At 69.6% G+C, this 25,096-nt stretch carries 32 protein-coding genes; 19 read left to right on the top strand and 13 right to left on the bottom strand.

The genetic code is table 11. From position 1 onward, the window contains the following. The 3 genes from yddG (at position 1) to DKG75_RS18330 (ending at position 2,113) form a co-directional block, all read left to right on the top strand. Positions 1-873, top strand: coding sequence for an aromatic amino acid exporter YddG (gene yddG / locus DKG75_RS18340; RefSeq protein ID WP_243746402.1), 873 nt, complete (start codon positions 1-3; stop codon positions 871-873). 64 nt (positions 874-937) lie between these two features. Further along, the gene (locus tag DKG75_RS18335; protein ID WP_109922616.1) at positions 938-1,564 is read left to right on the top strand and encodes a glutathione S-transferase family protein; all 627 of its coding nucleotides are present in this window, start codon (positions 938-940) and stop codon (positions 1,562-1,564) included. A gap of 51 nt (positions 1,565-1,615) precedes the next feature. Continuing rightward, entirely contained in the window at positions 1,616-2,113 is a 498-nt protein-coding gene (locus DKG75_RS18330) for an NUDIX hydrolase (RefSeq protein WP_208111882.1), read from the top strand. A 3-nt stretch (positions 2,114-2,116) separates the two neighbouring features. Here DKG75_RS18330 and DKG75_RS18325 read toward each other — a convergent pair whose 3' ends face one another. The 3 genes from DKG75_RS18325 to gloB are packed head-to-tail and all read right to left on the bottom strand — an operon-like array spanning position 2,117 to position 3,938. Beyond that, the gene (locus tag DKG75_RS18325) at positions 2,117-2,554 is read right to left on the bottom strand and encodes a cupin domain-containing protein (RefSeq protein ID WP_109922615.1); all 438 of its coding nucleotides are present in this window, start codon (positions 2,552-2,554) and stop codon (positions 2,117-2,119) included. Then, a complete protein-coding gene (locus DKG75_RS18320) occupies positions 2,551-3,168 on the bottom strand; it encodes a glutathione S-transferase N-terminal domain-containing protein (RefSeq protein WP_243746401.1) in 618 nt (205 codons plus the stop codon). Before DKG75_RS18320 ends, DKG75_RS18325 begins: the two co-directional genes overlap by 4 nt. Further along, positions 3,165-3,938, bottom strand: coding sequence for a hydroxyacylglutathione hydrolase (gene gloB, locus DKG75_RS18315; protein ID WP_109922614.1), 774 nt, complete (start codon positions 3,936-3,938; stop codon positions 3,165-3,167). The genes DKG75_RS18320 and gloB overlap by 4 nt, the downstream gene beginning before the upstream one ends. A gap of 62 nt (positions 3,939-4,000) precedes the next feature. Here gloB and DKG75_RS18310 point away from each other — a divergent pair, with 62 nt between their 5' ends. The 4 genes from DKG75_RS18310 to DKG75_RS18295 all read left to right on the top strand — a co-directional run bounded on the left by DKG75_RS18310 (position 4,001) and on the right by DKG75_RS18295 (position 7,804). Then, a complete protein-coding gene (locus DKG75_RS18310; RefSeq protein WP_109922613.1) occupies positions 4,001-4,768 on the top strand; it encodes a methyltransferase domain-containing protein in 768 nt (255 codons plus the stop codon). 115 nt (positions 4,769-4,883) lie between these two features. Further along, positions 4,884-5,729 carry a chorismate mutase gene (gene pheA, locus DKG75_RS18305; RefSeq protein ID WP_109922612.1) on the top strand — a complete coding sequence of 282 codons (846 nt, stop codon included), beginning with the start codon at positions 4,884-4,886 and terminating at the stop codon, positions 5,727-5,729. Between the two features lie 37 nt (positions 5,730-5,766). After that, positions 5,767-6,879, top strand: a complete 1,113-nt coding sequence (gene hisC / locus DKG75_RS18300) for a histidinol-phosphate transaminase (protein WP_109922611.1) — start codon at positions 5,767-5,769, stop codon at positions 6,877-6,879. After that, positions 6,872-7,804 carry a prephenate/arogenate dehydrogenase family protein gene (locus DKG75_RS18295; RefSeq protein ID WP_109922610.1) on the top strand — a complete coding sequence of 311 codons (933 nt, stop codon included), beginning with the start codon at positions 6,872-6,874 and terminating at the stop codon, positions 7,802-7,804. Before hisC ends, DKG75_RS18295 begins: the two co-directional genes overlap by 8 nt. 18 nt (positions 7,805-7,822) lie before the next feature. Here the strand turns inward: DKG75_RS18295 and DKG75_RS18290 are convergent, their stop codons facing one another. Further along, positions 7,823-8,890, bottom strand: coding sequence for a DUF2125 domain-containing protein (locus DKG75_RS18290; protein ID WP_166646266.1), 1,068 nt, complete (start codon positions 8,888-8,890; stop codon positions 7,823-7,825). Positions 8,891-8,978: 88 nt separating this feature from the next. Between DKG75_RS18290 and DKG75_RS18285 the strand changes: the two genes are divergently transcribed. Beyond that, positions 8,979-9,551 carry a gamma-glutamylcyclotransferase gene (locus DKG75_RS18285; protein ID WP_109922608.1) on the top strand — a complete coding sequence of 191 codons (573 nt, stop codon included), beginning with the start codon at positions 8,979-8,981 and terminating at the stop codon, positions 9,549-9,551. Positions 9,552-9,575: 24 nt separating this feature from the next. On the opposite strand, the gene DKG75_RS18280 is transcribed toward DKG75_RS18285, so the two are convergent. Continuing rightward, positions 9,576-10,202 carry a hypothetical protein gene (locus tag DKG75_RS18280; protein ID WP_133636682.1) on the bottom strand — a complete coding sequence of 209 codons (627 nt, stop codon included), beginning with the start codon at positions 10,200-10,202 and terminating at the stop codon, positions 9,576-9,578. A gap of 206 nt (positions 10,203-10,408) precedes the next feature. Here DKG75_RS18280 and DKG75_RS18275 point away from each other — a divergent pair, with 206 nt between their 5' ends. Continuing rightward, positions 10,409-11,335: a hydrogen peroxide-inducible genes activator gene (locus tag DKG75_RS18275; RefSeq protein ID WP_109922606.1), complete on the top strand. Its 927-nt coding sequence runs from the start codon at positions 10,409-10,411 to the stop codon at positions 11,333-11,335. Positions 11,336-11,348: 13 nt separating this feature from the next. Here DKG75_RS18275 and DKG75_RS18270 read toward each other — a convergent pair whose 3' ends face one another. Further along, positions 11,349-12,266 carry a LysR substrate-binding domain-containing protein gene (locus DKG75_RS18270; RefSeq protein WP_166646265.1) on the bottom strand — a complete coding sequence of 306 codons (918 nt, stop codon included), beginning with the start codon at positions 12,264-12,266 and terminating at the stop codon, positions 11,349-11,351. A 119-nt stretch (positions 12,267-12,385) separates the two neighbouring features. On the opposite strand from DKG75_RS18270, the gene DKG75_RS18265 reads away from it, so the two are divergent. Beyond that, complete coding sequence (locus tag DKG75_RS18265; protein ID WP_109922604.1) at positions 12,386-12,607, top strand: hypothetical protein; 222 nt, start codon at positions 12,386-12,388, stop codon at positions 12,605-12,607. Here the strand turns inward: DKG75_RS18265 and DKG75_RS18260 are convergent, their stop codons facing one another. Together DKG75_RS18260 and DKG75_RS23060 are read right to left on the bottom strand one after the other, a co-directional pair. Continuing rightward, a complete protein-coding gene (locus DKG75_RS18260; protein ID WP_109922603.1) occupies positions 12,608-13,003 on the bottom strand; it encodes a response regulator in 396 nt (131 codons plus the stop codon). 120 nt (positions 13,004-13,123) lie between these two features. Then, complete coding sequence (locus DKG75_RS23060; protein WP_109922602.1) at positions 13,124-14,518, bottom strand: methyl-accepting chemotaxis protein; 1,395 nt, start codon at positions 14,516-14,518, stop codon at positions 13,124-13,126. A 159-nt stretch (positions 14,519-14,677) separates the two neighbouring features. Here DKG75_RS23060 and DKG75_RS18250 point away from each other — a divergent pair, with 159 nt between their 5' ends. The 9 genes from DKG75_RS18250 to DKG75_RS18210 all read left to right on the top strand — a co-directional run bounded on the left by DKG75_RS18250 (position 14,678) and on the right by DKG75_RS18210 (position 20,744). Continuing rightward, positions 14,678-14,956 (top strand): acyl carrier protein, encoded by a 279-nt coding sequence (locus tag DKG75_RS18250; RefSeq protein ID WP_109922601.1) that lies wholly within the window; start codon positions 14,678-14,680, stop codon positions 14,954-14,956. Between the two features lie 13 nt (positions 14,957-14,969). Next, complete coding sequence (locus DKG75_RS18245; protein ID WP_109922600.1) at positions 14,970-15,431, top strand: 3-hydroxyacyl-ACP dehydratase FabZ family protein; 462 nt, start codon at positions 14,970-14,972, stop codon at positions 15,429-15,431. 29 nt (positions 15,432-15,460) lie between these two features. After that, positions 15,461-16,648 (top strand): beta-ketoacyl-ACP synthase, encoded by a 1,188-nt coding sequence (locus tag DKG75_RS18240; protein WP_109922599.1) that lies wholly within the window; start codon positions 15,461-15,463, stop codon positions 16,646-16,648. A gap of 22 nt (positions 16,649-16,670) precedes the next feature. Further along, on the top strand, positions 16,671-17,921 hold the full coding sequence (locus DKG75_RS18235) for a beta-ketoacyl-ACP synthase (RefSeq protein WP_109922598.1): 1,251 nt from the start codon (positions 16,671-16,673) through the stop codon (positions 17,919-17,921). Continuing rightward, on the top strand, positions 17,921-18,646 hold the full coding sequence (locus tag DKG75_RS18230; protein ID WP_109922597.1) for an SDR family NAD(P)-dependent oxidoreductase: 726 nt from the start codon (positions 17,921-17,923) through the stop codon (positions 18,644-18,646). Before DKG75_RS18235 ends, DKG75_RS18230 begins: the two co-directional genes overlap by 1 nt. Before the next feature lie 22 nt (positions 18,647-18,668). Beyond that, a complete protein-coding gene (locus DKG75_RS18225; RefSeq protein WP_109922596.1) occupies positions 18,669-19,697 on the top strand; it encodes a zinc-binding dehydrogenase in 1,029 nt (342 codons plus the stop codon). A 79-nt stretch (positions 19,698-19,776) separates the two neighbouring features. Next, on the top strand, positions 19,777-20,343 hold the full coding sequence (locus tag DKG75_RS18220; RefSeq protein WP_109922595.1) for a hypothetical protein: 567 nt from the start codon (positions 19,777-19,779) through the stop codon (positions 20,341-20,343). Further along, entirely contained in the window at positions 20,343-20,546 is a 204-nt protein-coding gene (locus tag DKG75_RS18215) for a helix-turn-helix domain-containing protein (RefSeq protein ID WP_109922594.1), read from the top strand. The genes DKG75_RS18220 and DKG75_RS18215 overlap by 1 nt, the downstream gene beginning before the upstream one ends. 9 nt (positions 20,547-20,555) lie before the next feature. Next, positions 20,556-20,744, top strand: coding sequence for a hypothetical protein (locus DKG75_RS18210; RefSeq protein ID WP_133636680.1), 189 nt, complete (start codon positions 20,556-20,558; stop codon positions 20,742-20,744). 12 nt (positions 20,745-20,756) lie between these two features. Here the strand turns inward: DKG75_RS18210 and DKG75_RS18205 are convergent, their stop codons facing one another. The 5 genes from DKG75_RS18205 to DKG75_RS18185 all read right to left on the bottom strand — a co-directional run bounded on the left by DKG75_RS18205 (position 20,757) and on the right by DKG75_RS18185 (position 25,071). Further along, a complete protein-coding gene (locus DKG75_RS18205; protein WP_109922592.1) occupies positions 20,757-21,335 on the bottom strand; it encodes a hypothetical protein in 579 nt (192 codons plus the stop codon). 10 nt (positions 21,336-21,345) lie between these two features. Continuing rightward, positions 21,346-22,281: an Hsp33 family molecular chaperone gene (locus DKG75_RS18200; protein ID WP_109922591.1), complete on the bottom strand. Its 936-nt coding sequence runs from the start codon at positions 22,279-22,281 to the stop codon at positions 21,346-21,348. 121 nt (positions 22,282-22,402) lie between these two features. Continuing rightward, positions 22,403-23,344, bottom strand: a complete 942-nt coding sequence (gene argF / locus DKG75_RS18195; protein ID WP_109922590.1) for an ornithine carbamoyltransferase — start codon at positions 23,342-23,344, stop codon at positions 22,403-22,405. Beyond that, the gene (locus DKG75_RS18190) at positions 23,341-24,552 is read right to left on the bottom strand and encodes an aspartate aminotransferase family protein (RefSeq protein WP_243746400.1); all 1,212 of its coding nucleotides are present in this window, start codon (positions 24,550-24,552) and stop codon (positions 23,341-23,343) included. Before DKG75_RS18190 ends, argF begins: the two co-directional genes overlap by 4 nt. 168 nt (positions 24,553-24,720) lie before the next feature. Continuing rightward, the gene (locus DKG75_RS18185) at positions 24,721-25,071 is read right to left on the bottom strand and encodes a RidA family protein (protein WP_109922588.1); all 351 of its coding nucleotides are present in this window, start codon (positions 25,069-25,071) and stop codon (positions 24,721-24,723) included. Positions 25,072-25,096: the final 25 nt, after the last annotated feature.

Here is a 25,096-nt window from a genome sequence, read left to right as displayed (position 1 = left end):
ATGACGATGGTGACGACGCGCGGCCCCAGCGGCCGCGCGACGCTTTTGGGCACGGGCGCGATCGCGCTCTGGTCCGTTCTCGCGGTGCTGACCGCGCTGGCCGGCGACCTGCCCCCCTTTCAGATGACCGCCGTCACCTTCGGCATCGGCGGCCTGCTGCTGGCGCTCGCCAATCTGGTGCAGGGCCGGGGCTTCGCGCTCTACCGCCAGCCGGCCGCCGCCTGGGCGGTCGGGCTGGGCGGGCTGTTCGGCTATCACGCCCTCTATTTCACCGCCCTGACCGCGGCGCCGCCGGCCGAGGCCAGCCTCGTCTGCTATCTCTGGCCCTTGCTGATCGTGGTCGGCTCCGCCCTCCTGCCGGGGGAAAGGCTGCGGCCGCTGCATGTGCTCGGCGCCCTGCTCGGGCTGGGCGGGGTCGCCTTCCTGCTCGGGCCGAAGGCGCAATTCTCCCTCGATGCCATGGGCGGCTATCTGGCGGCGCTGGCCGCCGCCGTCACCTGGGCCGCCTATTCGCTGGCGTCGAGGCGCTTTGCCGCGGTGCCGAGCGCCATCGTCGCCGGCTATGCCCTGGGCACCGCCGTGCTCGCCGCCGCTGCGCATCTTCTGTTCGAGACCTGGGTCTGGCCGGCCGGGGCGGGGGCCTGGGCGGCGCTGGCCGGGCTCGGCCTCGGGCCCGTGGGGGCGGCCTTCCTGCTCTGGGATATCGGCATGAAGCGGGGCAATCCCCGGCTGCTCGGCGCCCTCGCCTATGCCGCCCCCCTGGCCTCCACCCTGATCCTGATCGCGACCGGCAAGGCGGAGGCGAGCCTCGGCATCCTGGTCGCCTGCCTCGCCATCACCCTCGGCGCCATTCTCGCCGGGCGGAAGGGCTGAGCTTCCAAAGCACGGCCGCCTCGCCTACCCTTGGCGGAAAACGGCGCCTGAGGGAGAGAGCGGCATGATCAAGGTCCACCACCTGAACGATTCCCGGTCCCAGCGCGTGCTCTGGCTGCTCGAAGAACTGGGCCTGCCTTACGAGATCGTGCCCTATCAGCGCGACGCGGCGACGCGGCTGGCGCCGGACAGCCTGAAGGCCGTGCATCCCCTGGGCAAGAGCCCGGTGATCGGCGACGGCGACCTGACCGTGGCCGAATCGGGCGCCATCGTCGACTATCTGATCACCCATTACGGCAAGCGCCGCTTCGGCCCCCCGCCGGATGTCGAGGGCGAGGTCCAGTACAGCCATTGGATGCATTTCGCCGAAGGCTCGGCCATGCTGCCGGTCATGCTGATGCTCTATTGCAGCCGCCTGGGCGAGGCCGCGGGGCCGCTCTGGCCGCGCATCCAGTCCGAGATCGACAATCACCTGTCCTATCTGGAAGGCGAGTTGGCCGACCAGGAATACTTCATGGGCGCCGAGGTCACGGGCCCCGACTTCATGCTGGTCTTCGTGCTGGAAGCGGCGCGGGCCTTCGGCCAATTGGCCAAATACCCGAAGCTCGCCGCCTATGTCGACCGCATCCACGCCCGCCCGGCCTACCGGGCCGGGATCGAAAAGGGCGGCCCCTACAGTCTCGGGGGCTGACAATCCCCCACCTCAAGGGTAAGCATCGCGCCCCCTTGAGGAGAAAGCGCCATGCCCCACGGCCGGATGATCGTACTCGACGCGGGCCCGTCCCGCTTCCAATTGCGGGCCGCCGCCCTGATCCGCGCCGGCGACCATGTCCTGGTGCATAGTCCGGCCGGCGAGAATATCTGGTCCCTGCCCGGCGGCCGGGTCGAATTCGGCGAGAGCGCGGCCGAAACCCTGGCCCGCGAAATCCGCGAGGAATTGTCGCGCGCGGCGGCAATCGGTCCCTTGCGCTGCCTGATCGAGAATTACTTCACGCTCGACGGCCGGGACGTCCATGAACTCTGCCTGATCCACGACGCCGCCTTGACCGAGCCCCTGCGTTTTCACGAAACCGAGATCGTGCACCGCTGCCGCGACGGCGCAACCGACCTCGAATTCCGCTGGGTCCACGCCGCTACCCCGGCCCTCGATGCCATCGGCCTTTACCCCGCCCCCTTGCGCCAGCTGATCGGCGCCCTGCCCGACGCACTGTTGCATGTCGTGCATCGGGACACGGTATAGAGATCACCGCCGCGGTGTCGGCCGCCAGTCGGGCGGGGCCATTTCGAAGCCTGAAAACTCGAAGCCCGGCGCCACGGTGCAGCCGACCAGGGTCCAGCGCCCGAGGCTGACCGCCGCCTGCCAGCCCTGGGCCGGGACCACGGCCTGGGGCTGCTGGCCGAGATGAATCTCGGGCCCGAGGTGCACGGCTGAAATATCGTGGCCGTTCGGCGAGACGGAAAGGGCCAGCGGCGCGCCGGCATACCAGTGCCAGACCTCGACCGCATCGACCCGGTGCCAATGGGACGATTCGCCGGCCTGCAACAGGTAATAGATCGCGGTCGAGGCCGGCCGCCCCGGCCCCGCGTCGCGGAATGTCTCGCGGAAATGCCCGCCTTCCGGGTGCGGCCGGAGATCGAGGCGCCGGATGATCTCGGCCGCGGGCAGATCGCTGACGATCACGCCGGATCCTTCGGCACGGTGGCCAGGAAGGAGGGGCGTTGGGCCGCCTGCCCGAACCAGGCGGCCAGCGCCGGGCGGCCGCTGCGCCAATCGAGATTGGTGAAACGGAAATCGAGATAGCCGAGCGCCGACAGCACCGTGATCTGCCCGGCATCGAGGCCGGGGCCGAAGCCCGCCACCTGTGCCTCGACGGCATCGAGGCCGCGATCGATCGCCCGCCGCTGCCGCGCCACCCAGTCGGCGGAGCGTTCCGCCGCCGGGCGCCGGCTTTCGAGCAGGGTCAGCACCGCGGCGTCGAGCACGCCGTCGGCCAGCGCCTGAAGGGTGAGCACGCGGACCCGCGCCGGCCCTTCCGCCGGGATCAGGCGCGGGCCGCCGTGCAGCGTGTCGAGATGATCGAGGATCACCGGGCTGTCGAAGATCACCGTGCCGTCGCCGAGAACGAGGGCCGGCACCTTGCCCAGCGGGTTGGTCGCGCCGATATCCGTATCCGCCGCCCAGACATTCTTCGGCAGCAGTTCGATGCGCGCCGCGAGGCCGGTCTCATGGGCCAGGATCATGACCTTCCGCACATAGGGCGAGGTCGGCGACCAGCACAGCGACAGGCGGCTCACCGGAAATTGTCCTTGGCCTTGCGGGTGGCGGCGAAAACCGCGACCGGATCGGCGCCCGCCATGTTCATGGCCTTGGCGAAATCCGGATTGTCGGCGCGGAGGAACGGGTTGGTCGCCAGTTCGACCGCGATGGTGGTGGGCACGGTGGGCTCGCCCCGGCGCCGCGCCGCCTTCACGCTCAGGTCGCGGACCCGGAGCGCGGCATTGTCGATATCGACCGAGACGGCGAAGCGGATGTTCGATTCGGTATATTCATGGGCGCAATAGACCGCCGTCTGCCCCGGCAGGTCGGCCAACTTGTTGAGGGAGGCCCACATCTGTTCCGGCGTGCCCTCGAACAGGCGGCCGCAGCCGACCGCGAACAGCGTATCGCCGACGAAGACCGTCTCCGCCCCCTCGAACCAATAGGCGATATGGCCGGCGGTATGGCCCGGCACGTCGAGGACCACGCCCGCCTGGCTGCCGATGGCGACACTGTCGCCCTCGCCCACCGCGCGGTCGATGCCGGGGATGCGGGCCGCCTCGCGGCGCGGGCCGGTGATGGTCAGGCCGTAGCGGGCCTTGAGTTCCAGGTTGCCGCCCACATGATCCGGATGGTGGTGGGTGTTCAGGATCATGGTCGGGCGCCAGCCCAGCTGATCGAGCGCGGCCGCGACGGTCGCGGCATCCGCCGGATCGACGATGGCGACGGCACCGCTCGCCGGGTCGCGGACGAGGGGCACGTAATTGTCCGTGAGACACGGGAGGAGATGGATATCGAAGCCAGTCATAGGAACAGTATAGGCAGACGCGCGGCAATCGGCCACGATGCCCGCCAATCCGGATTGAAAACATGCGGCTGGACGTCACCGAATTCCGTGCATTCTACGATAGTCCGCTCGGCGCCGTCACCCGCCGGTTGCTGCGCCGCCGCCTGCGCGAGATGTGGCCGGACCTGCATGGCCTCACCCTGCTCGGTCTCGGCTATGCCACGCCCTTCCTGCGCCCCTTCCGTGATTCGGAAACGCGGGTGATCGCCCTGATGCCCGGGCCGCAGGGGGTGACGCGCTGGCCGCGGCGCGGGCCCGCCGCCGTCGCCCTGTCGGAGGAAACCCTGCTGCCCCTGGCGGACGGCTCGGTCGACCGCATCCTCCTCCTCCACGAACTGGAACTGGCGACCGACCTGCGCCCCCTGCTGCGCGAGATCTGGCGGGTGCTGGCGCCCGAGGGCCGGATCCTGGCGGTGGTGCCGAACCGGCGGGGCATCTGGGCCCGGCTGGACATCACCCCCTTCGGCGCCGGCCAGCCCTTTTCGCTCGGCCAGATCGAGCAGACACTGCGCGGCGCCATGTTCGAGCCGCGGCGCAGCCTGCCCGCCCTCTACCTGCCGCCGACGCGGCGGCGCTTCCTGCTGCGCACCGCCCCCTTCTGGGAACGGCTGGGGTCGCGCTGGAGCAAGGGTTTCGCCGGCGTCTGGCTGGTCGAGGCCTCGAAAAGCCTCTACGCCCTGACCCCGCCGGGCGAACGGGCGAGCGCCCGTATCCCCTTGAAAAACAAGGTTCTGGTCCCTTCCGCCCGGCGCTCCGACCCCGCGTCGGAGACGGCCCGGCGGGGCGGCTGAGCGCCAATGTTTTCTTTGCGTTCCCCTGTACATGCGTCTAAAAACAACTGGCTCCCGACCCTTGATCCCCGACCGCAGCCCCGATTTCACCAGCCCTTTGCCGGCAGTACCCTGAATGAGCGACAACCCGATCGACCTCGACGCCCTGCGCCGCGAGATCGACCAGATCGATGACCGCCTGCACGACCTGCTGATCCAGCGTGCCGAAACCGTGCAGCGCCTGGCCAGCGTGAAGCGCAGCGGCCCCGCCATGCGCCCGGAACGCGAGGCCAGCATCCTGCGCCGGCTGGTCGGCCGCCACCGGGGGCCGCTGCCCGCGGGCGTCGTCGGCCGCATCTGGCGCGAGATCATCGCCAGCCTGACCCGGTTCCAGTCGCCCCATTCGGTCGCGCTCTATGCCGCCTATGGCACCATCGAGCATTTCGACGTCGCCCGCGCCCATTTCGGCGCCGCCCGCATCGACCTGCACGACACGCCGGTGCAGGCGCTGCGCGCCGTTGCCGAAAGCGCCGGCCAGGTGATCGCCGTCATGCCCCTGCCGGGCAGCGAGGAACAGGCGTGGTGGCCCCTGCTCGCCTCGACCGATTCGCAGCGCCCGCGCATCGTCGCCCGCCTGCCGTTCCTGCGCGACGGCACCAGCCCGGTCGAAGCGGTGGTGGTCGCGCCCTTCGGCCCCGGCCTCAGCGGCGACGACGCCTCCTATCTGATCATCGTCACCGGTTATGGCACGGAAATCAGCCGCGGCCGCCTGAACGACCGGCTGGTCGCCGCCGGCATCCACGGCCAATGCCTGGACAGCCGGCCGCGCGGCGGCGACACCCTGCATCTGTTCGAGGTCGACGGCCTGCTGGACGACCAGGATCCCCGGCTCCAGGCCCTGATCGCCGCCCATGGCGACGAGATCGCCCAGGCGATCCCGGTCGGCGGCTATGCCCGCCCGCTCGATCTCGCCGCCCGCTGAACACCCCGGTCTGGAATTCGTAGTGAGGAGAGGCGTCATGCCCCCCGTCGAGCAGAAGCCCGTTCCCCGCCCCGGCATCCTGGACATCGCCGCCTATGTCGGCGGCCGCGCCAAGGCCGAGCCGGGCCAGCGGGTGATCAAGCTGTCGTCCAACGAATCGGGCATCGGCCCCAGCCCGAAGGCGGTCGACGCCTTCAAGGCCAGTGCCGCCGACATGCACCGCTATCCGGAAGGCACCGCCCAGGACCTGCGCCAGGCGATCGCCGAACGCTTCGACGTGCCGGCCGACCGCATCGTCTGCGGCGCCGGCTCGGACGAATTGATCCACCTGCTGACCACCTCCTATGCCGCCCCCGGCGACGAGGTGCTCTATTCCGAGCACGGCTTCCTCGTCTACCCGATCTCGGCCCATGCGGCGGGGGCGACCCCGGTCAAGGCGCCGGAACGCGACCTGACCACCGATGTCGATGCCCTGCTCGCCGCCGTCACCCCGGCGACCCGGATCCTCTATCTCGCCAACCCGAACAACCCGACCGGGACCTATCTGCCGGCGGCGGACGTGGCTCGCCTGCACGCCGGCCTGCCGCCCCATGTCCTTCTCGTCCTCGACGCCGCCTATGCCGAATTCGTCGATGCCGCCGACTACGAGGCCGGCTTCCGCCTGGTCGAGGCGGCCGAGAATGTGGTCATGCTGCGCACCTTCTCGAAACTCTACGGCTTGGCCGCGCTTCGCCTCGGCTGGGCCTATTGCCCCGCAGGGGTGGCGGATGTCCTGAACCGGGTGCGCGGGCCGTTCAACGTTTCGACGGCGGCCCAGGCGGCCGGCATCGCCTCGCTGAAGGATGTCGATTTCCTCGACCATGCGCGCCGGCACAATGCGACCTGGCGGGCCTGGCTGACCGGCCGGCTGGCCCAGCTCGGCCTCGAAGTCACGCCCAGCGTGGCCAATTTCCTGCTGGTCCGCTTTCCGGACGAGGCGGGCCGGACCGCGGCCGAGGCGGACGCCTTCCTGACCGCGCGGGGCATATTGCTGCGCCGGGTCGCGGCCTATGGCCTGCCGAAGCACCTGCGCATCTCGATCGGCACCGGCGAGGAATGCGAACTGGCGGCCGCCGCCATCGCCGATTTCCTGCGGGGCGATCATGGCTGAGACTACCCCCCCCCTGTTCCGCCGGGCGGCCCTGATCGGCATCGGCCTGATCGGCTCGTCCATGGCGCTGGCCATGCGCCGGGCCGGCCTTGCCGGTGAGATCGTCTGCGCCGCCCGTTCCGCGGCGACCCGGGCGACGGCGCTGCGCCTCGGCCTCGTCGACGCCGCCTTCGCCGAGGCAGCGGAAGCCGTGCGCGGGGCCGACCTGATCGTGCTGGCGACGCCGATCGGCGCCTTCGGCGCCATCGCGGCTGAAATCGGCCCGGTGGTCGAGGCCGGCGCCATCGTCACCGACGTCGGCTCGGTCAAGGCCATGGTGCTGCGCGACGTCGGGCCGCACCTGCCGCTGAACGTCCACCTGGTGCCCGGCCATCCGGTCGCCGGCACCGAACATTCGGGGCCCGAGTCGGGCTTTGCCGAATTGTTCGAGAACCGCTGGTGCATCCTGACCCCGCCCGAGGATGCGGACGAACGCGCGGTCGACAAGGTCGTCGCCCTGTGGGCCGCCATGGGCGCCAAGGTCGAGCGGATGACGGCGCAGCACCACGACCTGGTGCTGGCGATCACCAGCCACGTGCCCCACCTGATCGCCTATAACATCGTCGGCACGGCCTCCGATCTCGAAGCCGTCACCCAGTCGGAAGTGATCAAATATTCGGCCGGCGGCTTTCGCGACTTCACCCGCATCGCCGCCAGCGACCCGACCATGTGGCGCGACATCTTCCTGAACAACAAGGAAGCCGTGCTCGAAATGCTGGGCCGCTTCGTCGAGGACCTGACCGCGCTTCAGCGCGCCATCCGCTGGGGCGAGGGCGACACCCTGTTCGACCTCTTCACCAGGACCCGGGCCATCCGCCGCTCGATCGTCGACGCCGGCCAGGAAACCCAGGCCCCGGACTTCGGCCGCCGCGCCCCGGGGGAGTGATCCCCCGGGCATCCATCCTCAGAAGATCGGTTGCAGTTCGCCGACCGGGACCGGGCCGACCATGATCCGGCCGTCCTGCAAGGTGGCCGAGACCGGCACGCGGCCTTCCTGGTCGCGGGCGATGAAGCCGATGGCGCCCAGGGCCTGCTTGATGCTGCGGGCCTGGCCGTCGTTGAGCCGGCCCTCGGCGACCGCCGCGTCGATCAGGGGCTCGAGGCCGCCGATCCGGCCCGAGATCGCCCCCATCGGCCGCATCTCCCGGTCGACCGCGAAGGACCCGGTCAGGGTCAGGTTGAGGCTGCCCCATTTCACCTCGCCCCGGGTCAGTTCGACCGTGCCGCCGCCCCGGGCCCAGGCGTCGACGATCGTGCGGAGGTTCTGGCCCGGTGCCACCGGGGGCAGCGGACCGGCCAGGCCGACGGTCAGGGCCAGCCGGTCGATCTCGGGCCCGAGCGGGTTACGCGCATCGGGCGGCAGGCGGATGGCTTCGCCGTCGATCGCCAGTTCGCCCAGCAGGGGCGCGGTGGGCGCCGCGCCGCCCGCCGCCGGGGCCGCGCCGCCGTCGAGGCGGCGGGCGTGAATCTCGAACACTTTGGCCGTGACCGGCGCCGCCAGGGTCGTCGCGGTCACCACCGGCCGATCGCCCGAGAAGGCGAAACGGTCCGGCTTGCCGTCGGCGAAACCGACCGAGATCCCGGTCGAGGCGGCCTTGTAGGTCGCGCGCTGCTCGGCGCCCTTGGGGTCGGTCCAGCGGAACAGCACTTCGCCCTCGATGCCGGCGACGACGAGGCGGGGGTTCCAGGGCAGGGACAGCACGGTCAGCCTCGGCACCGCCAGGGCACCCTTGCCGGGCAGGTTGGGGCCCGCAACGGTGATATCCTGCGCCACCACCTCGATCCGGTAGGGATAGCCGGAAATACTGAGATCGGTATAGGCGACCTGGATGCCCTGGGCCTCCTGCTGGGCGACCCAGGCGTCGATCCCGTCCCTTACCTTGCCGGCGAGATAGAACCAGAAACCGGTCCAGGCCCCGACCGCCAGCAGCACGAAAAGACCGAGGTAGAGATAGCGTCGCGAACTGCGCACAATGGATCTCCTTGCGTGGCGGCTTTCTCTATAGGCAATGATCGCTGCCGGGGGAAGTAACGTACGGTCAGGGGGCCTGAAGGTCAAAATGGCGGCTGCTGGTGATTGCTGGGTCTTTGCCTATGGTTCGCTGATCTGGCGGCCGGGTTTCGCCTTTCTCGAAGCCGTGCCGGCCACGCTCCACGGCTATCACCGCGCCTTCTGCATCTATTCCCACCACTACCGCGGCACGCCGGAGCGGCGCGGCCTCGTGCTCGGCCTCGCCCGGGGCGGGTCCTGCCGGGGCATGGCCTTCAGGGTAGCGGCCGACGCCTGGGCGGAGACGCTCGGCTACCTGCGCGAACGCGAACTGGTGACCAATGTCTATAAGGAACGGCTGCTGCCGGTCCGCCTCGCCGCCGGCGTGGTCGAGGCCGTGACCTATGTCGCCGATCCCGGGCACGAGCAATATGCCCGCGGCCTGACGTTCGAGGATCAGGTGCGCATGATCGCGGGCGCCGCCGGCATCGCCGGCCGCAACCGCGACTATCTGGCGGCGACAGTGCAGGAGATGGAGCGCCTGGGCCTGGGCGACGGCGTGCTGCACCGCCTGAACCGGGCGGTGCAGGCCCTGCCCGAGGCCCCGCTCGGCGAACACGAGATCGCCCGCCACGCCGGCTGAGGCCGCGCGAAGGCGGCAGCCTTCTCAGTGCAGGCGGGACAAGCCCGCCTCGGCCAACGGGCTTTGCGCGAAGACGTGATCGAGGGCGGACAGGCGGCCGCAATCCGTATCCGCCAGGCGCAGCCCGCCAAGCGAAAAGGCATCGGCGACATGGCCGAGCGCCGCCGCCCCGGCCCGCGCCGCCGGCACGTCGAGCAGGGTTTCCAGTAGGCCGCGGGCCAGCGTCCCCTGCCCGGCCTGGCAGGCCGCCAGCGAACGCAGCATCAAGGCCTCGTCGCGGCCGAGCGTCATGGCGCAGGGGCTGCGCATCTCGACCGGGCGATGGGCCCCGGCGGCGGCGATGCGCAGAAAGGTTTCGAGCGGGGCTAGAGCCCGCGGCACCTCGGCCACCGCCAGCGCTTCCTGGATGCGGCGGCGCGCCGCCTCTTCCCCCAGGATCAGGTGCAGGCCCTGGCGGAACGACCACAGCGCCAATTGCCCGGCGAAACGAAGATCGCGCAGGCGCGGCTCGCGCAGGGCCGGCGCCCCGATCTCCCCGCCCGCGGCCGTGCCACCGCTCACCGTGCTACCACTCACCGTGCCACCACTCACCGGGCCCCCGCTCACCGGCCGGGCCGCCTCGGCCGCGCGGTTCGGATTCTTCTCTTGCATCGGGCTCCCCTCGCATTCGGTGGCTCACAGTAAATGCTCTGCAAACGCAATTGCAAGTCATTCGCAAATAGGCTAGAAACTTTTCCATGACGGCCGGCAGACGGCAGGGCCGGGGGTGATTGGTCGCTTGCGGCCGTGGGAAGAGCGCACCCCCGCCTTCACGAACAATGCTCACCCGCAACCGATTGCGATAAGGAAAGACAAAAATGTCGATCTCGCTGCGCCAGATCCGGTACCTCGTCGCCGTTGCCGATCATCAGAGCTTCCGCAAGGCTGCCGCGGCCCTGAATGTCAGCCAGCCGGCGATGACCGCCCAGATCCAGCTGCTCGAACAGTCCCTGGACGGGCTGGTGCTCACCCGGTCGCGCCGGGGCGTCGCCCCGACCGCGCTGGGCGAGGCGGTGATCGCCAAGGCCCGGGGCATCCTGGCCGAGGTCGAGAACCTGCGCGCCCTGGGCGCCGCCGCCGCCGCCCGGCCGCTGCGCCTCGGCATCATCCCGACCATCGCGCCCTATATCGGGCCGGACGTGGTCGAGATGGGCGCCACCTATGCCGCCGAGGGCCTGGAACTGATCGAGGGCCGGACCCAGGACCTGCTGTCGGGCCTGCGCACCGGCACGCTGGACGCCGCCCTGCTGGCGGTGCCGGCCCATGGCGCGCTCGGCCGCGACCTTGAAACCGCCATGTCCTTCACCGAGCCCTTCTTCGCCCTGGTCCCCGGCGACGACAGCCTGGCCGCGGCCGGCGAAGTGACGGTCGAGGCGCTGGCCAGCCGCCCGCTCCTCCTTCTCGAGGAAGGCCATTGCCTGGCCGACCAGGCCCTGAGCATCTGCGGCGAAGGGCAGCAGCGCGGCCCGATCCGCGCCGCCTCCCTCTCCACCCTCAGCCGGCTCGTCGCCCGGGGCAAGGGCGTGACCCTGCTGCCGGCCATGGCGGTGGCGGTGGAATGCCATGCCGGCGACGGCACCGCGGTGCGCCCGCTGGCCGCCGACGCCGGCCGCAGCATCGGCATCGCCTGGCGGAAGGGCGCCACCGGCGAGCGCTGCTGGCGCCGCCTCGCCCTGGCGCTGGCCCGGTTGAAGCCCGAGGTGAAGCTGGAACAGCCGAGCATCATGGCGATCGCCGCCGAATAAGGCGGACGAGCCTTCAGGACGACGGCGCCCTCAGCTTCAGGGCCGCCGTCGCCCGCGCCTCGCGCTCCATGAAGCGGAACAGCGCGAGCATTTTCGGCCGGTGCGACGCCTCGGGCCGCGACACCAGCCAATAGGACAGGCCCGACGGCACTTCGACCGGAAAGGGCGCCGCCAGCCGGCCGAGCGCGATATCGTCCGCGATCATGGCGACATCGCCGATGGCGACGCCCAGCCCCTGCTCCGCCACCCGCAGCGCCATGTCCAGGATGGTGATGACCTGGGCCCGTTCCCCGGTCAGGCTGTCCAGCCCGACCACTTCCAGCCACAGCCGCCAATAGCGCCGGTCGGGCACCGTGTCGATCAGCGTATGGCGGGCAAGGTCCTGGGGCGTCTTCAGCGGCCGGTCGCCCTCGATCAGCCGGGGGGCGGCGACCGGGATCAGGCGTTCGCCCGCCAGCTTCAGGGCATGCAGGCCGGGCGGCGGGGTCGCGCCGTAATGGACCGCGACGTCGAAGCCCGACAATTCCGAGACATCGTCGGTGGTGATGGTCAGCCGGGCGTCGATCCGGGGATTGTCCGCCTGGAACCGGGTGATGCGCGGCATCAGCCAGCGCATGCCGAAGGAGGGCGGCGCCCCGATCGACAGGCGCCAGGGATCGTCGCGCAGCGCCGCCGCCGCCTCGCTCATGCGCACGAAGGATTCGGTCAGGACCGGCAGCAGGCGGTCGCCCTCCGCCGTCAGGCTGACCCCGGTCGCCTGGCGCAGGAACAGTTCGATGCCGAGCTGGCCCTCCAGCAGCTTGATCTGGCGCGAGATCGCGCCCTGGGTCACGCCCAGTTCCTCCGCCGCCCGGGAAAAGCTGCGCAGGCGCCCCGCCACCTCGAAGGCGCGCAGCGCATTCAGCGACGGCAGATTGCCCCGGCCGATCACCGCCGCCGTTCCGCAGCCGCGAAAGGCATGAGAAAAACTGATGAGATCATGACCAGAACTCCGTGGCGGAAAACCCGCCCCGGGCCCATTTTCAGGGCCTGAGTTCAAGGATGCAAGTCATGTCCACCGTTTATACCGCCACCCCCCGCCGCCCCGCCAGCCTGCTCGCGCGCCTCGTGCAGCGCATGATCGAAGCTCATGCCGAACAGCGCGCCCGGCGCGTCGCCCGGCAGGAACTGGTGCGCCTGGCCGCCACCTCCAGCCATCTGATCGCGGATATCGGCCTTACCCCCGCCAATGACGCGGGCCCGCGCCGGGTCGCCCCGATCGTCGGCTGGTAATTACAGCAGGGCGGCCCGCACCACCCGCGACAGGCGGGCCAGTTCGAGCGGCTTCTCGACCACGGCGAAAGCGCCCGAGGTCGTGTTCAGGGCCGGCGTCACCCAGCTGGGGTTGCCGGTCATCAGGATGATGCGGATGGAGGGATCGCGCCGGTGGATGGCCTGCGCGATCTCGATCCCGTTCCAGCCCGGCAGATCGATGTCGAGCACGGCAAGGTCCGGCCGTTGCCGGCGCAGCGCCGCCGACAGGGTGGGGCCGTCGCCGGCCTGCATCACCTGATAGCCGCTGATGGTGAAATATTCGGCCAGTTCCTCGCGCAGCGCCACATGGTCGTCCAGGATCAGGACGACTTTCTTTGCCGCTGTGGCGGCGGCATTTCCCGCGGCGGCGACCATGGACACCCTCCATCACCCGAAGCCCTTGCGCTCCCCGCACGCAAGCACGCGGAGGCCGGGCATTTCAATCGAAACTATCCCCATCCGCCTGGACCGCCCGGTAAATTCGGGCGGATCGCGTCAGACGCGATAGGCGATGCGCAGCGCCCCCCAGTGGCGGCCGCCGAGCCGGATCGGCACCGAGAGATCCTTCATCAGGGCGAATTGCCCGCCGCCCATGTCGCGGCGATAGGTCTGGAGCAGGAAATCGCCCTGGCCGCGCGCCGCCGCCAGCCCCACCCGGTCGTCGAACAGCCGGCGGTTGCGGCAATGCGCCGCGTTCCAGGCCGGATCCGCCCCTTGCGGCTTGGAGAAGGCGGCATTGTGGGTCGGCAGATAGCCGTTGCGGTCGACCGCGGCGGCGAAGACGATCCGCTCGTCCGCGCGCAGCAGGGGGTCCTGGATCGGCGGCAGCACCCGGTCCGCAAGGGCGGTGAAGCGGGTCAGGACCTGCGGCGGATTGCTGCCGGCGACGGGGCGGTAGTGCTCGTCGAAGACATCGTCGCGGCCAGCCCGGCCTTCCGCGATTTCCCGGGCGAAGGCGGCCTCGATCGCCGCCCGCGCCCCAGTCGCCAGGGCCAGCACCCGGGCATCGACCGTATCGACCCCGGGCACCAGGGTCCGGCTCAGCAGCTTTTCGGCGATCGACAGCACGGCGGCGCTGCGCGCCCGCGCCTCGCCGAGCGCGCGGGACGAGCCTTCGACCCCGTCGGCCAGGGTATTCGCGGTCCCGACCAGGCCCGCGATGCGGCCGGCGATATCGTCGGCCGCCCCCGCGATCGCGCCGATGCCGGTATCGACGGTGGCGAAGCGCCGGGCGAGATCGCCCATGGCCGCGCCGATGGTGGCGGTGCCCTGCTCGGCCGCCGCGGCGCGGTCGCTGGCGGCGGCGCTTTCCTCGACCAGGCGGGCGCTTTGCCGCCCCAGCATGGTCAGGGTGGCATCGATTTCGGTGGTCGCGGTCGAGGTCGAGCGGGCCAGCGCCTTCACCTCGGCGGCGACGACGGCAAAGCCCTTGCCCGCCTCGCCCGCCCGGGCCGCCTCGATCGAGGCGTTGAGGGCGAGAAGATTGGTCTGCCGGGCGATGGCATCGATGCCGCGGGCCACTTTCCGCACGTCTTCGAGCGCGGTCACCAGGCTGCGCAATTCCGCGGCGACGGTGACGGCATTGGTGACCAGGGCGCGGATTTCCGCCAGCGACGCCTCGACGTCGGCGGCGCCCCGCTGCATCGCCTCGGCGGCGCTGCGGCTGGTTTCGCGGGTTTCCGCCACCGCTTGAAGAATGGTTCGATTCGATTGCGCCAGGGCGCCGGCCTCGTGGCGCAGGCCCTCGAAAGCCTCGGCCTGCGTCTGGACGCCGCTCGCGACCGTATCGACATGGCCGGCGACATCGGCGATTTCGACGCTCAGGCGGCCGACATCGTCGGCGATATGCACCAGGGCCGTCTGGGCGGCCTTCCCGGCTTCGGTTTCCATTTCTGCACCCGGATCATGGGCGGCCCCTGCTCTCCTTCTATGCCCGCCGGCCTTAACGGCGGCTTAAGGCGAAGGGCAGCCCTGCGCCAGCGCGATTGCAATATCCGGGCGTAATCCTTACCTTGCGCCGATAATTTCGACCCTGGGGCCCCGTCCATCATGTCCGACACTTTCGACGCCATCGCCGATATCATCGCCGAGACCTGCAACATCGAGCGCGACACCATCACCCCGGAAAGCCACTCGATCGACGACCTTGGCATCGACAGCCTCGATTTCCTCGACGTCACCTTCGCCATCGACAAGAAGTTCGGCATCAAGATGCCGATCGAAGCCTGGATGAAGGAAGTGAACGAGGGCCGCGCCTCGACCGAGGATTACTTCATCATGTCGAACCTCGCCGCCAAGATCGACGAGCTGCGCGCCGCCAAGGGCTGATCGCGCCACCCCCATGCGGCTGGAATATTTTCAGCTTGTCGACCGGATCGAGACGATGGATGCCGCTGCCGGCACCATCGTCTGCCGGGCGACCGTGCCCACCGAGTCGACCGTGTTCGAGGGCCATTTCCCCGGCCATCCCCTGATGCCGGGCGTGCTCCTGCTCGAATGCATGGCGCAGACCGGCGGGCATCTGATTCTCGCCCGCAACGATTACGAGAAGATGGCCTTCCTCGCCCAGGCCGACCGGGCGAAGTTCAGAAGTTTCATCGTGCCCGGCGACAGTCTCGACGTGCACAGCCGGCTGACCCACGAGGGCTCGGGCTATGCGGTCTGCGAGGCCCGCATCCTGAAGGCCGGCAAGGCGGTGGCGGAAGCGGAGATCCGCTACCGCGTGGTGCCCTTCCCCTCCCCCGAACTGCGGGACAAAATGCTGGAGTTCGTGCGTTCCGTCGGCCACACCGGCATCGCCTGAACCGGGAATTGCGAAAGAACAGGATCATCATGACGCGCGAGGTTTGGATCACGGGCCAGGGGCTGCTGTCGCCGCTGGGGCACGATGTCGAAGCCACCTGGGCCGGCCTGTCCGATCCCGCGGCGATCGCTGCCGCGACCGACACGACCTATCTCCCGCCCTTCACCTTTCACCCCGTCACCCTGCCGGCGCTCGACCGATTCGTGCCGAAGCGCGGCGATCAGCGGGCCATGGGGCCGGTCATGCTGTCGGGCTGCGTCGCCGCCGCCATGGCCATGGAACAGGCCGGCCTGCTGGGCGCCGCGCCTGAAGTCCTGAAGCAGATCAACCTCATGGTCGGCGTCGGCGGCGGCGAGCGCGACGAGACCGTGGACGAAGCCATCCTGGCCGCGCTGAACGGCCGGGACGACGGCAATCTCCTGGCCGAAAAGCTCCAGACCGAACTGCGCCCGACCCTGTTCCTGGCCCAATTGCCCAATCTCTTCGCCGGCAATATCTCGATCGTGCTGGGCGTTTCCGGCTCCAGCCGCACCTTCATGGGCGAGGAGGCGGCGGGCGTCGACGCGGTCCGCGTCGCCTTCGAGCGCATCCAGGGCGGCCAGGCCGATCTCTTCCTGGTCGGCAGCGCCTTCAATGCCACGCGCCGGGACATTCCCCTGCTCTATCAAGCCGGCGGCTACCTGCTGGACGATCCGAAGCTGCCCTTCTGGCAGCGCCCGAAGGCGGGCATGGAACTCGGCTCCGCCGGCGCCTTCCTGGTGATCGAATCGCGCGACAGCGCCGAGGCGCGGGGTGCGAAGCCCCTCGCCCGCCTGAAGGGCGTACTGAACGACCGCTGCCGCCGCGCCCCCGGCCAGGCGACCGCCAATGCCGCCCGCGAATGGGCGGCGCTGGCGCCGAAGCCGGGCAGCGCCGTGCTCTCGGCCGCGACCGGCGTCGGCCCGGTGACGGCCGAGGAACGCGCCTTCCTGCTGGCCAAGGTCGAAGCGGCAGGCGTACAGGTGCGCCCGACCGCGCTCGGCCTCGGCCATTCCATCGAATGCGCCTTCCTGACCAATCTCGTGCTCGCCACCAAGGCGGCGCAGGACGGCAAGCTGTTCCCCGCGCTGACCGGCGATGCGGTCGAGGCGGGGCCGGAAGTACCCTTTGACCAGGTGGTCGTCACCACCTGGGGCCACCGCCGCGGCGAGGGCATGGCCCTCGTCGAGCGGATCTGATTGCGAGCGGAGGAGTAGGATCATGGCCTCTCGTGCTGTCGCCGTGACCGGCATCGGTCTCGTCACCTCGCTCGGCCAGGGGGCCGAGGAAAACTGGCAGAAGCTGGTGGCCGGCGAGTCCGGCATTCACCGCATCACCCGCTTCCCGACCGACAACCTGCGCACCACCATCGGCGGCTCGGTCGATTTCCTGCTGGAGCAACCCTTCTCGGCCACCCTGCTGTCCTTCGCCCTGGCCCGCACCGCGGCGGCGGAAGCGATCGAGCAGGCCGGCCTCGGCACGGCCGGCGATTTTCCGGGCGAATTGTTCCTGGCCTCGCCGCCGGTCGAGCACGAATGGCCCCAGCGCACCCGCCTGGACCGCCAGGCCCCCGGCCAGCCCCACACCTATGACGGCATGATGGCCGCCGCCGCCCAGGCCGGCGAAGACATCTATGTCGATTTCCTGAACGGCACCATCGCCGACAAGCTGGCCGACGAATTCGGCACCAAGGGCAGCCCGATCACCCTCACCACCGCCTGCGCCTCGGGGGCCACCGCGATCCAGCTGGGCGTCGAGGCGATCCGCCGGGGCCAGACCAAGGCGGCGCTCGCCATCGGCACCGACGGCTCGATCCAGGTCGAGGCGCTGATCCGCTTCACCCTGCTCTCCGCGCTCTCGACCAACAACGAAGACCCGACCAAGGCGGCCCGCCCCTTCGCCAAGGGCCGCGACGGCTTCGTCATGGCGGAAGGCGCCGGCGCCCTGGTGCTCGAGGATGCCGAGGCGGCCAAGGCGCGCGGCGCCACCATCCTCGGCTATATCAGGGGTGTCGGCGAGGCGGCGGACACGTTCCACCGCACCCGGTCGAACCCGAACGGCGAGGCGATCATCCGCGCCATCAACAATGCGCTGAACGATGCCGGCATCACCCCGGACGACATCGACTATATCAACGCCCACGGCACCTCGACGCCCGAGAACGACAAGATGGAAGCCTTCGGCATCCAGCAGGTGTTCGGCGACAAGGCGGCCGAAGTCCCCGTCTCCTCCAACAAGTCGATGATCGGCCATACGCTGACCGCGGCCGGCGCGGTCGAGGCGGCGATCTCGGTCCTGACCCTGCAGCACCAGGTGCTGCCGCCGACCATCAATCACGACGGGCCGGCGGATATCCCCCTCGATCTCGTGCCGAACGAGGCGCGCCCGGCCGAGGTGGACCTGATCCTGTCCAATTCCTTCGGCTTCGGCGGGCAGAACGTCTGCCTCGTCATCGGCCGCAATCCCGACTGATGGGCTATCCGGTTCTCGTCACCGGCGGCACCGGGGGCATCGGCAGCGCCATCGTCCGCCGCCTGTCCGCCGACGGCTATCAGGTGACCTTCACCTGGCGCCGCGACGAAGCCGCGGCCGCCGCCCTGGCGGCCGAGACCGGGGCCGAGGCCCATCGCCTGGACCTGGCCGACCGGGCCGCCGTCGCCACTTTCGCCGAGACGCTTCAGGCGGCGGAGGAACCGTTCTACGGTTTCGTCCACAATGCCGGCGCCACCCATGACGCCCTGGCCGCGACCCTGGACGTCGAGCGGGCGGCGGCGGTGATGGAAGTCAATCTCTTCGCCTTCATGGGCCTCGTCAAAGGCGTGGTGCGGGGCATGACCGCCGCCCGCCAGGGCCGGATCGTCGCCATCGGGGCCCTGGCGGCCACGCGCGCCGCGGCCGGGAACGGCGCCTATGCCGCCTCCAAGGCCGCCCTCGAAGCCTATGTCCGCACCTTGATGACCGAGGTGGCGCGGCGCGGCGTCACCGCCAATGTGGTCGCGCCCGGCTGGGTCGAGACCGCCATGGCCGGCGAGGTGCCGCCCCAATTGGCCCGGGCGATCCCGGCCCAGCGCCTGGGAAAGGCGGCCGAGGTCGCCAATGCCGTCGCCTTTCTGTTGCGCGGCGAGGCGTCCTATGTCAATGGCACCACCCTGACGGTGGACGGCGGCCTGGGCACGATGCTGGCCGCGACGAAGTGATCGAGAAGAACAGGGGAATGGCATGCTGGCGCTGCGCCTGATCGAGGAAGGCCGTACCGAACTCGTCGAGATGGAAACGCCGCCGGCGCCGCCGCCGGGCCGGATCCAGGTCCGGATGAAGACCGTCGCCCTCAACCATATCGACGTCTGGGGCCTGCGCGGCATGGCTTTCGCCAAGCGGAAACTGCCCCTCACCGTCGCGGTCGAGGGTGCGGGCGTGGTCGCCGCCGTCGGCGAGGGGGTGAGCAGCCACAAGGTCGGCGACCGGGTGGCGATCTATGCCGGCGTCACCTGCGGCCAGTGCAAGCGCTGCCTGAAGGGCCAGGAGAATCTCTGCGAGAATATCGCCGGCATCATGGGCTTCCACATCGACGGCGTCGCGGCCCAGGTGCTGAACCTCGATCCCCGCCAGGCGATCCACATTCCCGACGGCGTGAACGACGTCGATGCCGCCTGCGCCACCACCACCTTCGGCACCGTCGAACACATGCTGTTCGAGAATGCCAGGCTGGAGCCGGGCGAAACCATCCTGATCCAGGCCGGCGGCTCGGGCATCGGCACCACCGCGATCCGCATGGCCAAGGATATCGGCGCCTATGTCTTCACCACCGTCGGCTCGGACGACAAGATCGAGAAGGTGAAGGCGCTCGGCGCCGATGTCGCCATCAACTACAACAAGGACCGCTTCGAATCGATCGTGCGCCGCGCGACCGACAAGAAGGGCGTCGACGTCGTCTTCGAGCATGTCGGCCCCGACACCTGGGCGAAATCCCTGTTCTGCCTGAAGCGCGGCGGCCGCCTCGTCACCTGCGGCTCGACCACCGGGGTTTCCGCCGAAACCAATCTGTTCCAGCTGTTCCAGAGCCAGCTGCGCATCTTCGGTTCCTTCGGCGCCAATTTCGGCAATATCCGCAACGGCCTTGCCAAGATGGCCGCCGGCATCCGCCCGGTGATCGACAGCGAGATCGAACTGGGCGACATCGGCACCGCGCTCCGCCGCATGCAGAGCCGCGATCTCTTCGGCAAGATCGTCGCCCATGTGCCTGAGTAAATTTATCGACTGACGATAAAAAATTATCGTAATTCGATAAGTTTATGCCATGCTCCCATTGTCTTCACAAGGGGAGTCCATGATGTCCGATCATGATCCCGCCCGGCACCGGCGGATGCGCCGGCGGGCGGCGGCGCTCGCCTGGGCGACCCGGGCCGTGATCCTGGCCCTGCCGGCCGCCACCGTCGCCTTCGGCGAACTGGCGCCGGCGGTCGATCTTCTCGCCGTCGCCAAATTGCCGGGCACGGTGATGGCCGCCTTCGATCCCGCCTCCCTGGCGCCCTGGCAGCGCCATGCCGCCGCCGCGGTGTCCCTGGTGCCGGTGCTGTTCCTGATGCTGGGGCTGCATCACCTGGCGCGCTGTTTCGGCAATTTCGCCGCGGGCGCCGTGCTGACGGCCGAGAATGCCCGCCGTTTCAGCCGCTTCGGCGCCTGGATCGCGGTCGCGGTCGTCGCCTCGCTGGTCGCGACGCCGGTGCTCTCGGTCCTCCTCACCCTCGGCATGCCGGCGGGCGGGCGCCAGCTGGCGCTCAGCATCGGTTCGGATCAGCTGGTCAGCCTGCTGGTGGCGGGCGGGGCCTGGATCGTCGGCGCGATCATGGCCGAAGGGGCGCGGGCCGCGGAAGAAAACGCCCAGTTCGTCTGATGCCGATCACTGTCACCCTGGACCGCGTGATGGCGGCAAGAAAGGTCAAGTCCAAGGACCTTGCCGCCGCCATCGGCATCACCGAAGCCAATCTGTCCCTGCTGAAACAGGGCAAGGTCAAGGGGATCCGCTTCGAGACCCTGGAGGCGATCTGCCGCCATCTCGACTGCGCGCCCGGCGACCTGCTGCAGATCACCGATTGAAGGCACAACATGACCCGGATGATCCTGATCGCCCTTCTCGTGCCCCTGCTCGGCGCCTGCGCCGATTTCAACTGGCGCGACGCGGGCCGCCACAGCCTGGAAAGCCTGTGCGGCAGCACCTCGGGCTGCGACCGCCGCTGCGAGACCGACACCGGGGCCCGCACCGGCGACTGCCGGCTGGGCCACGGCGAGCCTTGAGGGCCGCCTGCGTCAGCCGAGGAAAGGCCCCAGGAACTGGCGCAGCGACGGCACCGCCTTGGCGTCGAAGGCTTCGATCAGGGTGCGGGACAGGGCATAATTGGTCTGGCGCCGCTCGGTGAAGCTGACGTCTTCGGCCATGGTCTTGAACTGGTCGACGGCAACCGTGGTGCGGCCGCCAACCAGCCGGCTCGGATCCTCGGCGACGAATTCGACGACCAGGCGGACCGTGACCTTATAACCCTGTTCGCTGCGGAACAGCCCCTCCACCCCGCCGGTGGTGGCCAGGCGCTCCTGCACCGCCGAGGCTTCGCGCACATTGACGATCAGCCGGCCGCTGGCGCCGGCGGCCTGGATACGGTCGCCGACCCAGTTTTCGAGCGCGGTCAGCGGCGGCACGTCGAAATCCGCCTCGACATGGCCCTGGCCGAGCGCGGTCGAGAGATTGCGCACTTCGACCTCGGCCAGGTTGAACAGCAGGGGACTGCCGCCGACATGGAAGGGCGGGAAGCTGGGTGCCGGGTCCCGGCCGGCACAGGCGGCAAGCCCGGCCGCGGGCACGGCGATGAGGAAGTCGCGACGCGAGACCATGAACGAACCCCTATTCCTGCGGCACCTCGGCCTCGATCGCCACGGGATCGAAGTCATAGGCCGAATTGCAGAATTCGCAGCTGACGCGGATGCGCCCGTCGACCGCCATTTCCGCACGATCTTCGGGCGAAAATCGGGCGAGCACCTGGGCGATCTTCCCGCGCGAGCAGCGGCAGCCCTCGGCAAGGCCGAGGGTCGGATAGACCAGCACCTCGTCCTCGTGGTAGAGGCGCCAGGCGACCTCGGCCAGACGGAGATCGGGGCCGAGCAATTCCGCCGCCGCCACCGTCGCCGCCTTGCTGCGGGCATTCAGCCAGCGGTCCTCGGCCGCGGCATCCGGCAGGTGGCCGCCGGCATCGGTGCGGGCGCCGGCACTGCCGTGGGGCAGGTGCTGCACCATCAGGCCGCCGGCCAGCCAATGGCCGTCGGCGCCAAGCGCTGCGGCCAGCCGCACCAGGGTCGGGATCTGTTCGGAATCGCGGAAATAAACCTCGGCGCATTCGCCCAGATTCTGCCCCTCCAGGGCGACGATGCCCTGATAGCGGTCGGTCTCCGGGCCCTGGTCCAGGGTCAGGGCCAGGTAGCCCTTGCCGAAGACCGCGGTGAAGGCAGGCTCGGGGCCCAGGCGTTCCAGCGCCTCGCGGTCGAACTGGGCATAGCCGCGCACGGTGCCGGGGGTGACGAAATCCGCCACCATCAGGGACACCGGCCCGTCGCCCTTGGTCTGGACGGTGAAGGTGCCCTGGAATTTCACCGAATTGCCGAGCAGGACCGCGACCAGGATCATTTCCGCCAGATGGCGCGAGACGACGGGCGGATAATCGTGGCGCGACAGCACGCTGTCGAGCAGGGGCCCCAGGCGCACGAGGCGGCCGCGCACGTCCAGCGTATCGATCTGGAACGGCAGGACCCGGTCCAGGCCCTTGTCGTTGTGATGATGGCTCATCGGCTCGAAACCCTTCTGCCGGGCGCGGAACGGCCGCCCCGGGCGATCCGCGCTATATGGGGATGTCCGCCGCGCGCTGGCCCTGCGCGGCGGACATGGCCGGATGCGGCGGCGCGGGGGCTCAGTCCGCGAGGCACCAGGTCAGGATGCCCTTCTGGGCGTGCAGGCGGTTCTCCGCCTCGTCCCAGACGACCGACTGCGGCCCGTCGATGACCTCGGAGGTCACTTCCTCGCCCCGGTGGGCGGGCAGGCAGTGCAGGAACACCGCATCCCTGGCGGCAAGGCCCATGCGCCGCATATCGACCCGATAGGGCGCCAGCAGGTTGTGGCGGCGTTCCGCCTCGCTGTCGCCCATCGAAACCCAGGTGTCGGTGACGATGGCGTCCGCGCCGCGGGCGGCGGCATCGGCATCCCGGGTCAATTCGACCTTGGCGCCTTCCCGGGCCGCCCAGTCGAGAATGTCCTTCGGCGGGGCCAGTTCGTCCGGGCAGGCGAGGCGGAGCGTGAAATCGAAGCGCGCCGCCGCATGGATGAAGCTGCGCGCGACATTGTTGCCGTCGCCGAGCCAGGCGAAGGTGCGGCCGGTGACCGGGCCCCGGTGCTCCTCGTAGGTCATGATATCGGCCATGATCTGGCACGGGTGCGACCAGCGGGTCAGGCCGTTGATCACCGGCACCGTCGCCGCTTCCGCCATTTCGGTCAGGTTCGAATGGGCGGAGGTGCGCAGCATGATGGCGTCGACGAAGCGCGACAGCACGCGGGCGGTGTCGGCGATCGTCTCCTCCCGGTTCAACTGCAGTTCGGAGCCCAGCATCAGCAGGGTCTGGCCACCGAGCTGGCGCATGCCGACATCGAAGGAAACCCGGGTCCGGGTCGACTGTTTCTCGAAGATCATGGCCAGCACGCGGCCGTCCAGCGGCTTGCCGGCATCGGGCATGCCCTTGGGCTGGCCCTGGCGTGCGGTCTTCAGCTTTTTCGCGCGCTCGAGGATCGAACGCAAGGTCGCCTTGTCGAGCAGGTCGAGGTCGAGGAAATGCTTGGGGGCCTTGGCGGTGACAGTCATGATGCAGCCTTCGCTTCCGCCTTCAACTCGGCCGAGAGGGCGGCGCAGGCGGTATCGAGAAGCCGGGCGCAGGCGGCCACGTCTTCTTCCGTGATGTTCAGGGGGGGCAGCAGGCGGACGGTATTGTCGCCGCCGCCGACGCCGATCAGGCCGGCGGCGCGCATGGCCACCAGCAAGCGCTTGTTCTCGATGCCGTCGCGGACCTTGAGGCCCAGCATCAGGCCGCGCCCGCGGACGCCCTCGACGAGGCCGGGATGGCTGTCGACGATCATGGCCAGCGACTGGCGCAGCGAGCTGGCGGCCGCATTCACCCGGTCGAGGAAACCGGGTTCGAGCAGCAGGTCGAGGACCGCATTGCCCACCGCCATGGCCAGCGGATTGCCGCCATAGGTCGAGCCGTGGGTGCCGGCGTTCATGCCGACCGCGGCCTTTTCGCTGGCAAGGCAGGCGCCGAGCGGGAAGCCGCCGCCGATGCCCTTGGCGGTGGCCAGGATGTCCGGCGCGACGCCGGCCCATTCATGGGCGAACAGCTTGCCGGTCCGGCCCATGCCGCATTGAACCTCGTCGAGGATCAGCAGGATGCCGTTGTCGTCGCACAATTGGCGGATCGCCCGCATCGTCTCGTCCGACAGGGGATTGATGCCGCCCTCGCCCTGGATCGGCTCGAACAGGATGGCGGCGGTTTCATGGCTGATCGCGGCCTTCAAGGCGTCGAGGTCGCCGAAGGGGACATGGTCGAAGCCTTCGACCGGCGGGCCGAATCCCTCCAGCAGCTTCTTCTGGCCGGCGGCGGCGATGGTCGCCAGGGTGCGGCCGTGGAAGGCGTCATGAAAGCCGATGATGCGCCAGCGTTCCGGGTTGCCGGTGGCGACATGATATTTGCGCGCCGTCTTGATCGCGCATTCGACCGCTTCCGCACCGGAATTGGTGAAGAACACATAGTCGGCGAAACTGGCGTCGGCAAGGCGCCGGGCCAGCAGTTCCTGCCCCGGGATGCGGAACATGTTGGACGTGTGCCACAGCTTGCCCGCCTGCTCGGTCAGGGCCTTGACCAGATAGGGATGGGCATGGCCGAAGGCGCAGACTGCGATACCGGCGGCGAAATCCAGGAATCGTCGGCCGTCCGTCGCCACCAGCCAGGCGCCTTCGCCCCGCTCGAAGGCGAGATCGGCACGTGCGTATGTGGGCAGAACGGCAGACGTAGTCACGGGTTCGCTCCTGGAAATAGAAAAGCCTGCCGGCCGCCCGTCATCCCCCATGGATGGCGGTGCCGCCAGCAGTTCCCGGCACAGAAGAGCGGCGAGTAAATAGCCGCTCCCCCGATCTGTCAACGTTTCTGCCGTTTTACCGGCGAAATACCGGCGCGCGGTACCCGCTTACTTGGCGGCGACGACCTGGATTTCCACCGTGTACTGGGGTGCGGCCAGTTTCGCCTCGATGGTGGCGCGGGCCGGGGTCTGGCCGGGCACGACCCAGCCTTCCCAGACCGCGTTCAGCTCGCCGAAGGTGGCGATATCGGCGAGATAGATGTTGGCGGACAGGATCTTCGTCTTGTCCGTGCCGGCGCGGGCCAGCAGGGCATCGATCTGGGCCAGGATCTCGCGGGTCTGCTCGGTCACCGACTGGCCGTGCCGGGTCTCGGCCACCTGGCCGGCAAGATAGACGAGGTTGCCATAGGCAACCGCCTGGGACATGCGCGGGCCGGCGTCGAAGCGTTCGATGGACATTTAAGCACCTCTTGTCTGGAAAGCG

The sequence above is a fragment of the Zavarzinia compransoris genome (assembly GCF_003173055.1).
Lineage (GTDB): Bacteria > Pseudomonadota > Alphaproteobacteria > Zavarziniales > Zavarziniaceae > Zavarzinia > Zavarzinia compransoris.
This window is presented reverse-complemented; position numbering and strand designations above follow the sequence as displayed.

Bases quoted from the DNA above. Each gene is read 5' to 3' on its own strand.
- yddG (WP_243746402.1), top strand. From the start codon at position 1: ATGACGATGGTGACGACGCGCGGCCCCAGCGGCCGCGCGACGCTTTTG.
- DKG75_RS18335 (WP_109922616.1), top strand. From the start codon at position 938: ATGATCAAGGTCCACCACCTGAACGATTCCCGGTCCCAGCGCGTGCTC.
- DKG75_RS18330 (WP_208111882.1), top strand. From the start codon at position 1,616: ATGCCCCACGGCCGGATGATCGTACTCGACGCGGGCCCGTCCCGCTTC.
- gloB (WP_109922614.1), bottom strand. From the start codon at position 3,938: ATGACTGGCTTCGATATCCATCTCCTCCCGTGTCTCACGGACAATTAC.
- DKG75_RS18310 (WP_109922613.1), top strand. From the start codon at position 4,001: ATGCGGCTGGACGTCACCGAATTCCGTGCATTCTACGATAGTCCGCTC.
- pheA (WP_109922612.1), top strand. From the start codon at position 4,884: ATGAGCGACAACCCGATCGACCTCGACGCCCTGCGCCGCGAGATCGAC.
- hisC (WP_109922611.1), top strand. From the start codon at position 5,767: ATGCCCCCCGTCGAGCAGAAGCCCGTTCCCCGCCCCGGCATCCTGGAC.
- DKG75_RS18295 (WP_109922610.1), top strand. From the start codon at position 6,872: ATGGCTGAGACTACCCCCCCCCTGTTCCGCCGGGCGGCCCTGATCGGC.
- DKG75_RS18285 (WP_109922608.1), top strand. From the start codon at position 8,979: ATGGCGGCTGCTGGTGATTGCTGGGTCTTTGCCTATGGTTCGCTGATC.
- DKG75_RS18280 (WP_133636682.1), bottom strand. From the start codon at position 10,202: ATGCAAGAGAAGAATCCGAACCGCGCGGCCGAGGCGGCCCGGCCGGTG.
- DKG75_RS18275 (WP_109922606.1), top strand. From the start codon at position 10,409: ATGTCGATCTCGCTGCGCCAGATCCGGTACCTCGTCGCCGTTGCCGAT.
- DKG75_RS18265 (WP_109922604.1), top strand. From the start codon at position 12,386: ATGTCCACCGTTTATACCGCCACCCCCCGCCGCCCCGCCAGCCTGCTC.
- DKG75_RS18260 (WP_109922603.1), bottom strand. From the start codon at position 13,003: ATGGTCGCCGCCGCGGGAAATGCCGCCGCCACAGCGGCAAAGAAAGTC.
- DKG75_RS23060 (WP_109922602.1), bottom strand. From the start codon at position 14,518: ATGGAAACCGAAGCCGGGAAGGCCGCCCAGACGGCCCTGGTGCATATC.
- DKG75_RS18250 (WP_109922601.1), top strand. From the start codon at position 14,678: ATGTCCGACACTTTCGACGCCATCGCCGATATCATCGCCGAGACCTGC.
- DKG75_RS18245 (WP_109922600.1), top strand. From the start codon at position 14,970: ATGCGGCTGGAATATTTTCAGCTTGTCGACCGGATCGAGACGATGGAT.
- DKG75_RS18240 (WP_109922599.1), top strand. From the start codon at position 15,461: ATGACGCGCGAGGTTTGGATCACGGGCCAGGGGCTGCTGTCGCCGCTG.
- DKG75_RS18235 (WP_109922598.1), top strand. From the start codon at position 16,671: ATGGCCTCTCGTGCTGTCGCCGTGACCGGCATCGGTCTCGTCACCTCG.
- DKG75_RS18230 (WP_109922597.1), top strand. From the start codon at position 17,921: ATGGGCTATCCGGTTCTCGTCACCGGCGGCACCGGGGGCATCGGCAGC.
- DKG75_RS18225 (WP_109922596.1), top strand. From the start codon at position 18,669: ATGCTGGCGCTGCGCCTGATCGAGGAAGGCCGTACCGAACTCGTCGAG.
- DKG75_RS18220 (WP_109922595.1), top strand. From the start codon at position 19,777: ATGATGTCCGATCATGATCCCGCCCGGCACCGGCGGATGCGCCGGCGG.
- DKG75_RS18215 (WP_109922594.1), top strand. From the start codon at position 20,343: ATGCCGATCACTGTCACCCTGGACCGCGTGATGGCGGCAAGAAAGGTC.
- DKG75_RS18210 (WP_133636680.1), top strand. From the start codon at position 20,556: ATGACCCGGATGATCCTGATCGCCCTTCTCGTGCCCCTGCTCGGCGCC.
- DKG75_RS18205 (WP_109922592.1), bottom strand. From the start codon at position 21,335: ATGGTCTCGCGTCGCGACTTCCTCATCGCCGTGCCCGCGGCCGGGCTT.
- DKG75_RS18200 (WP_109922591.1), bottom strand. From the start codon at position 22,281: ATGAGCCATCATCACAACGACAAGGGCCTGGACCGGGTCCTGCCGTTC.
- argF (WP_109922590.1), bottom strand. From the start codon at position 23,344: ATGACTGTCACCGCCAAGGCCCCCAAGCATTTCCTCGACCTCGACCTG.
- DKG75_RS18185 (WP_109922588.1), bottom strand. From the start codon at position 25,071: ATGTCCATCGAACGCTTCGACGCCGGCCCGCGCATGTCCCAGGCGGTT.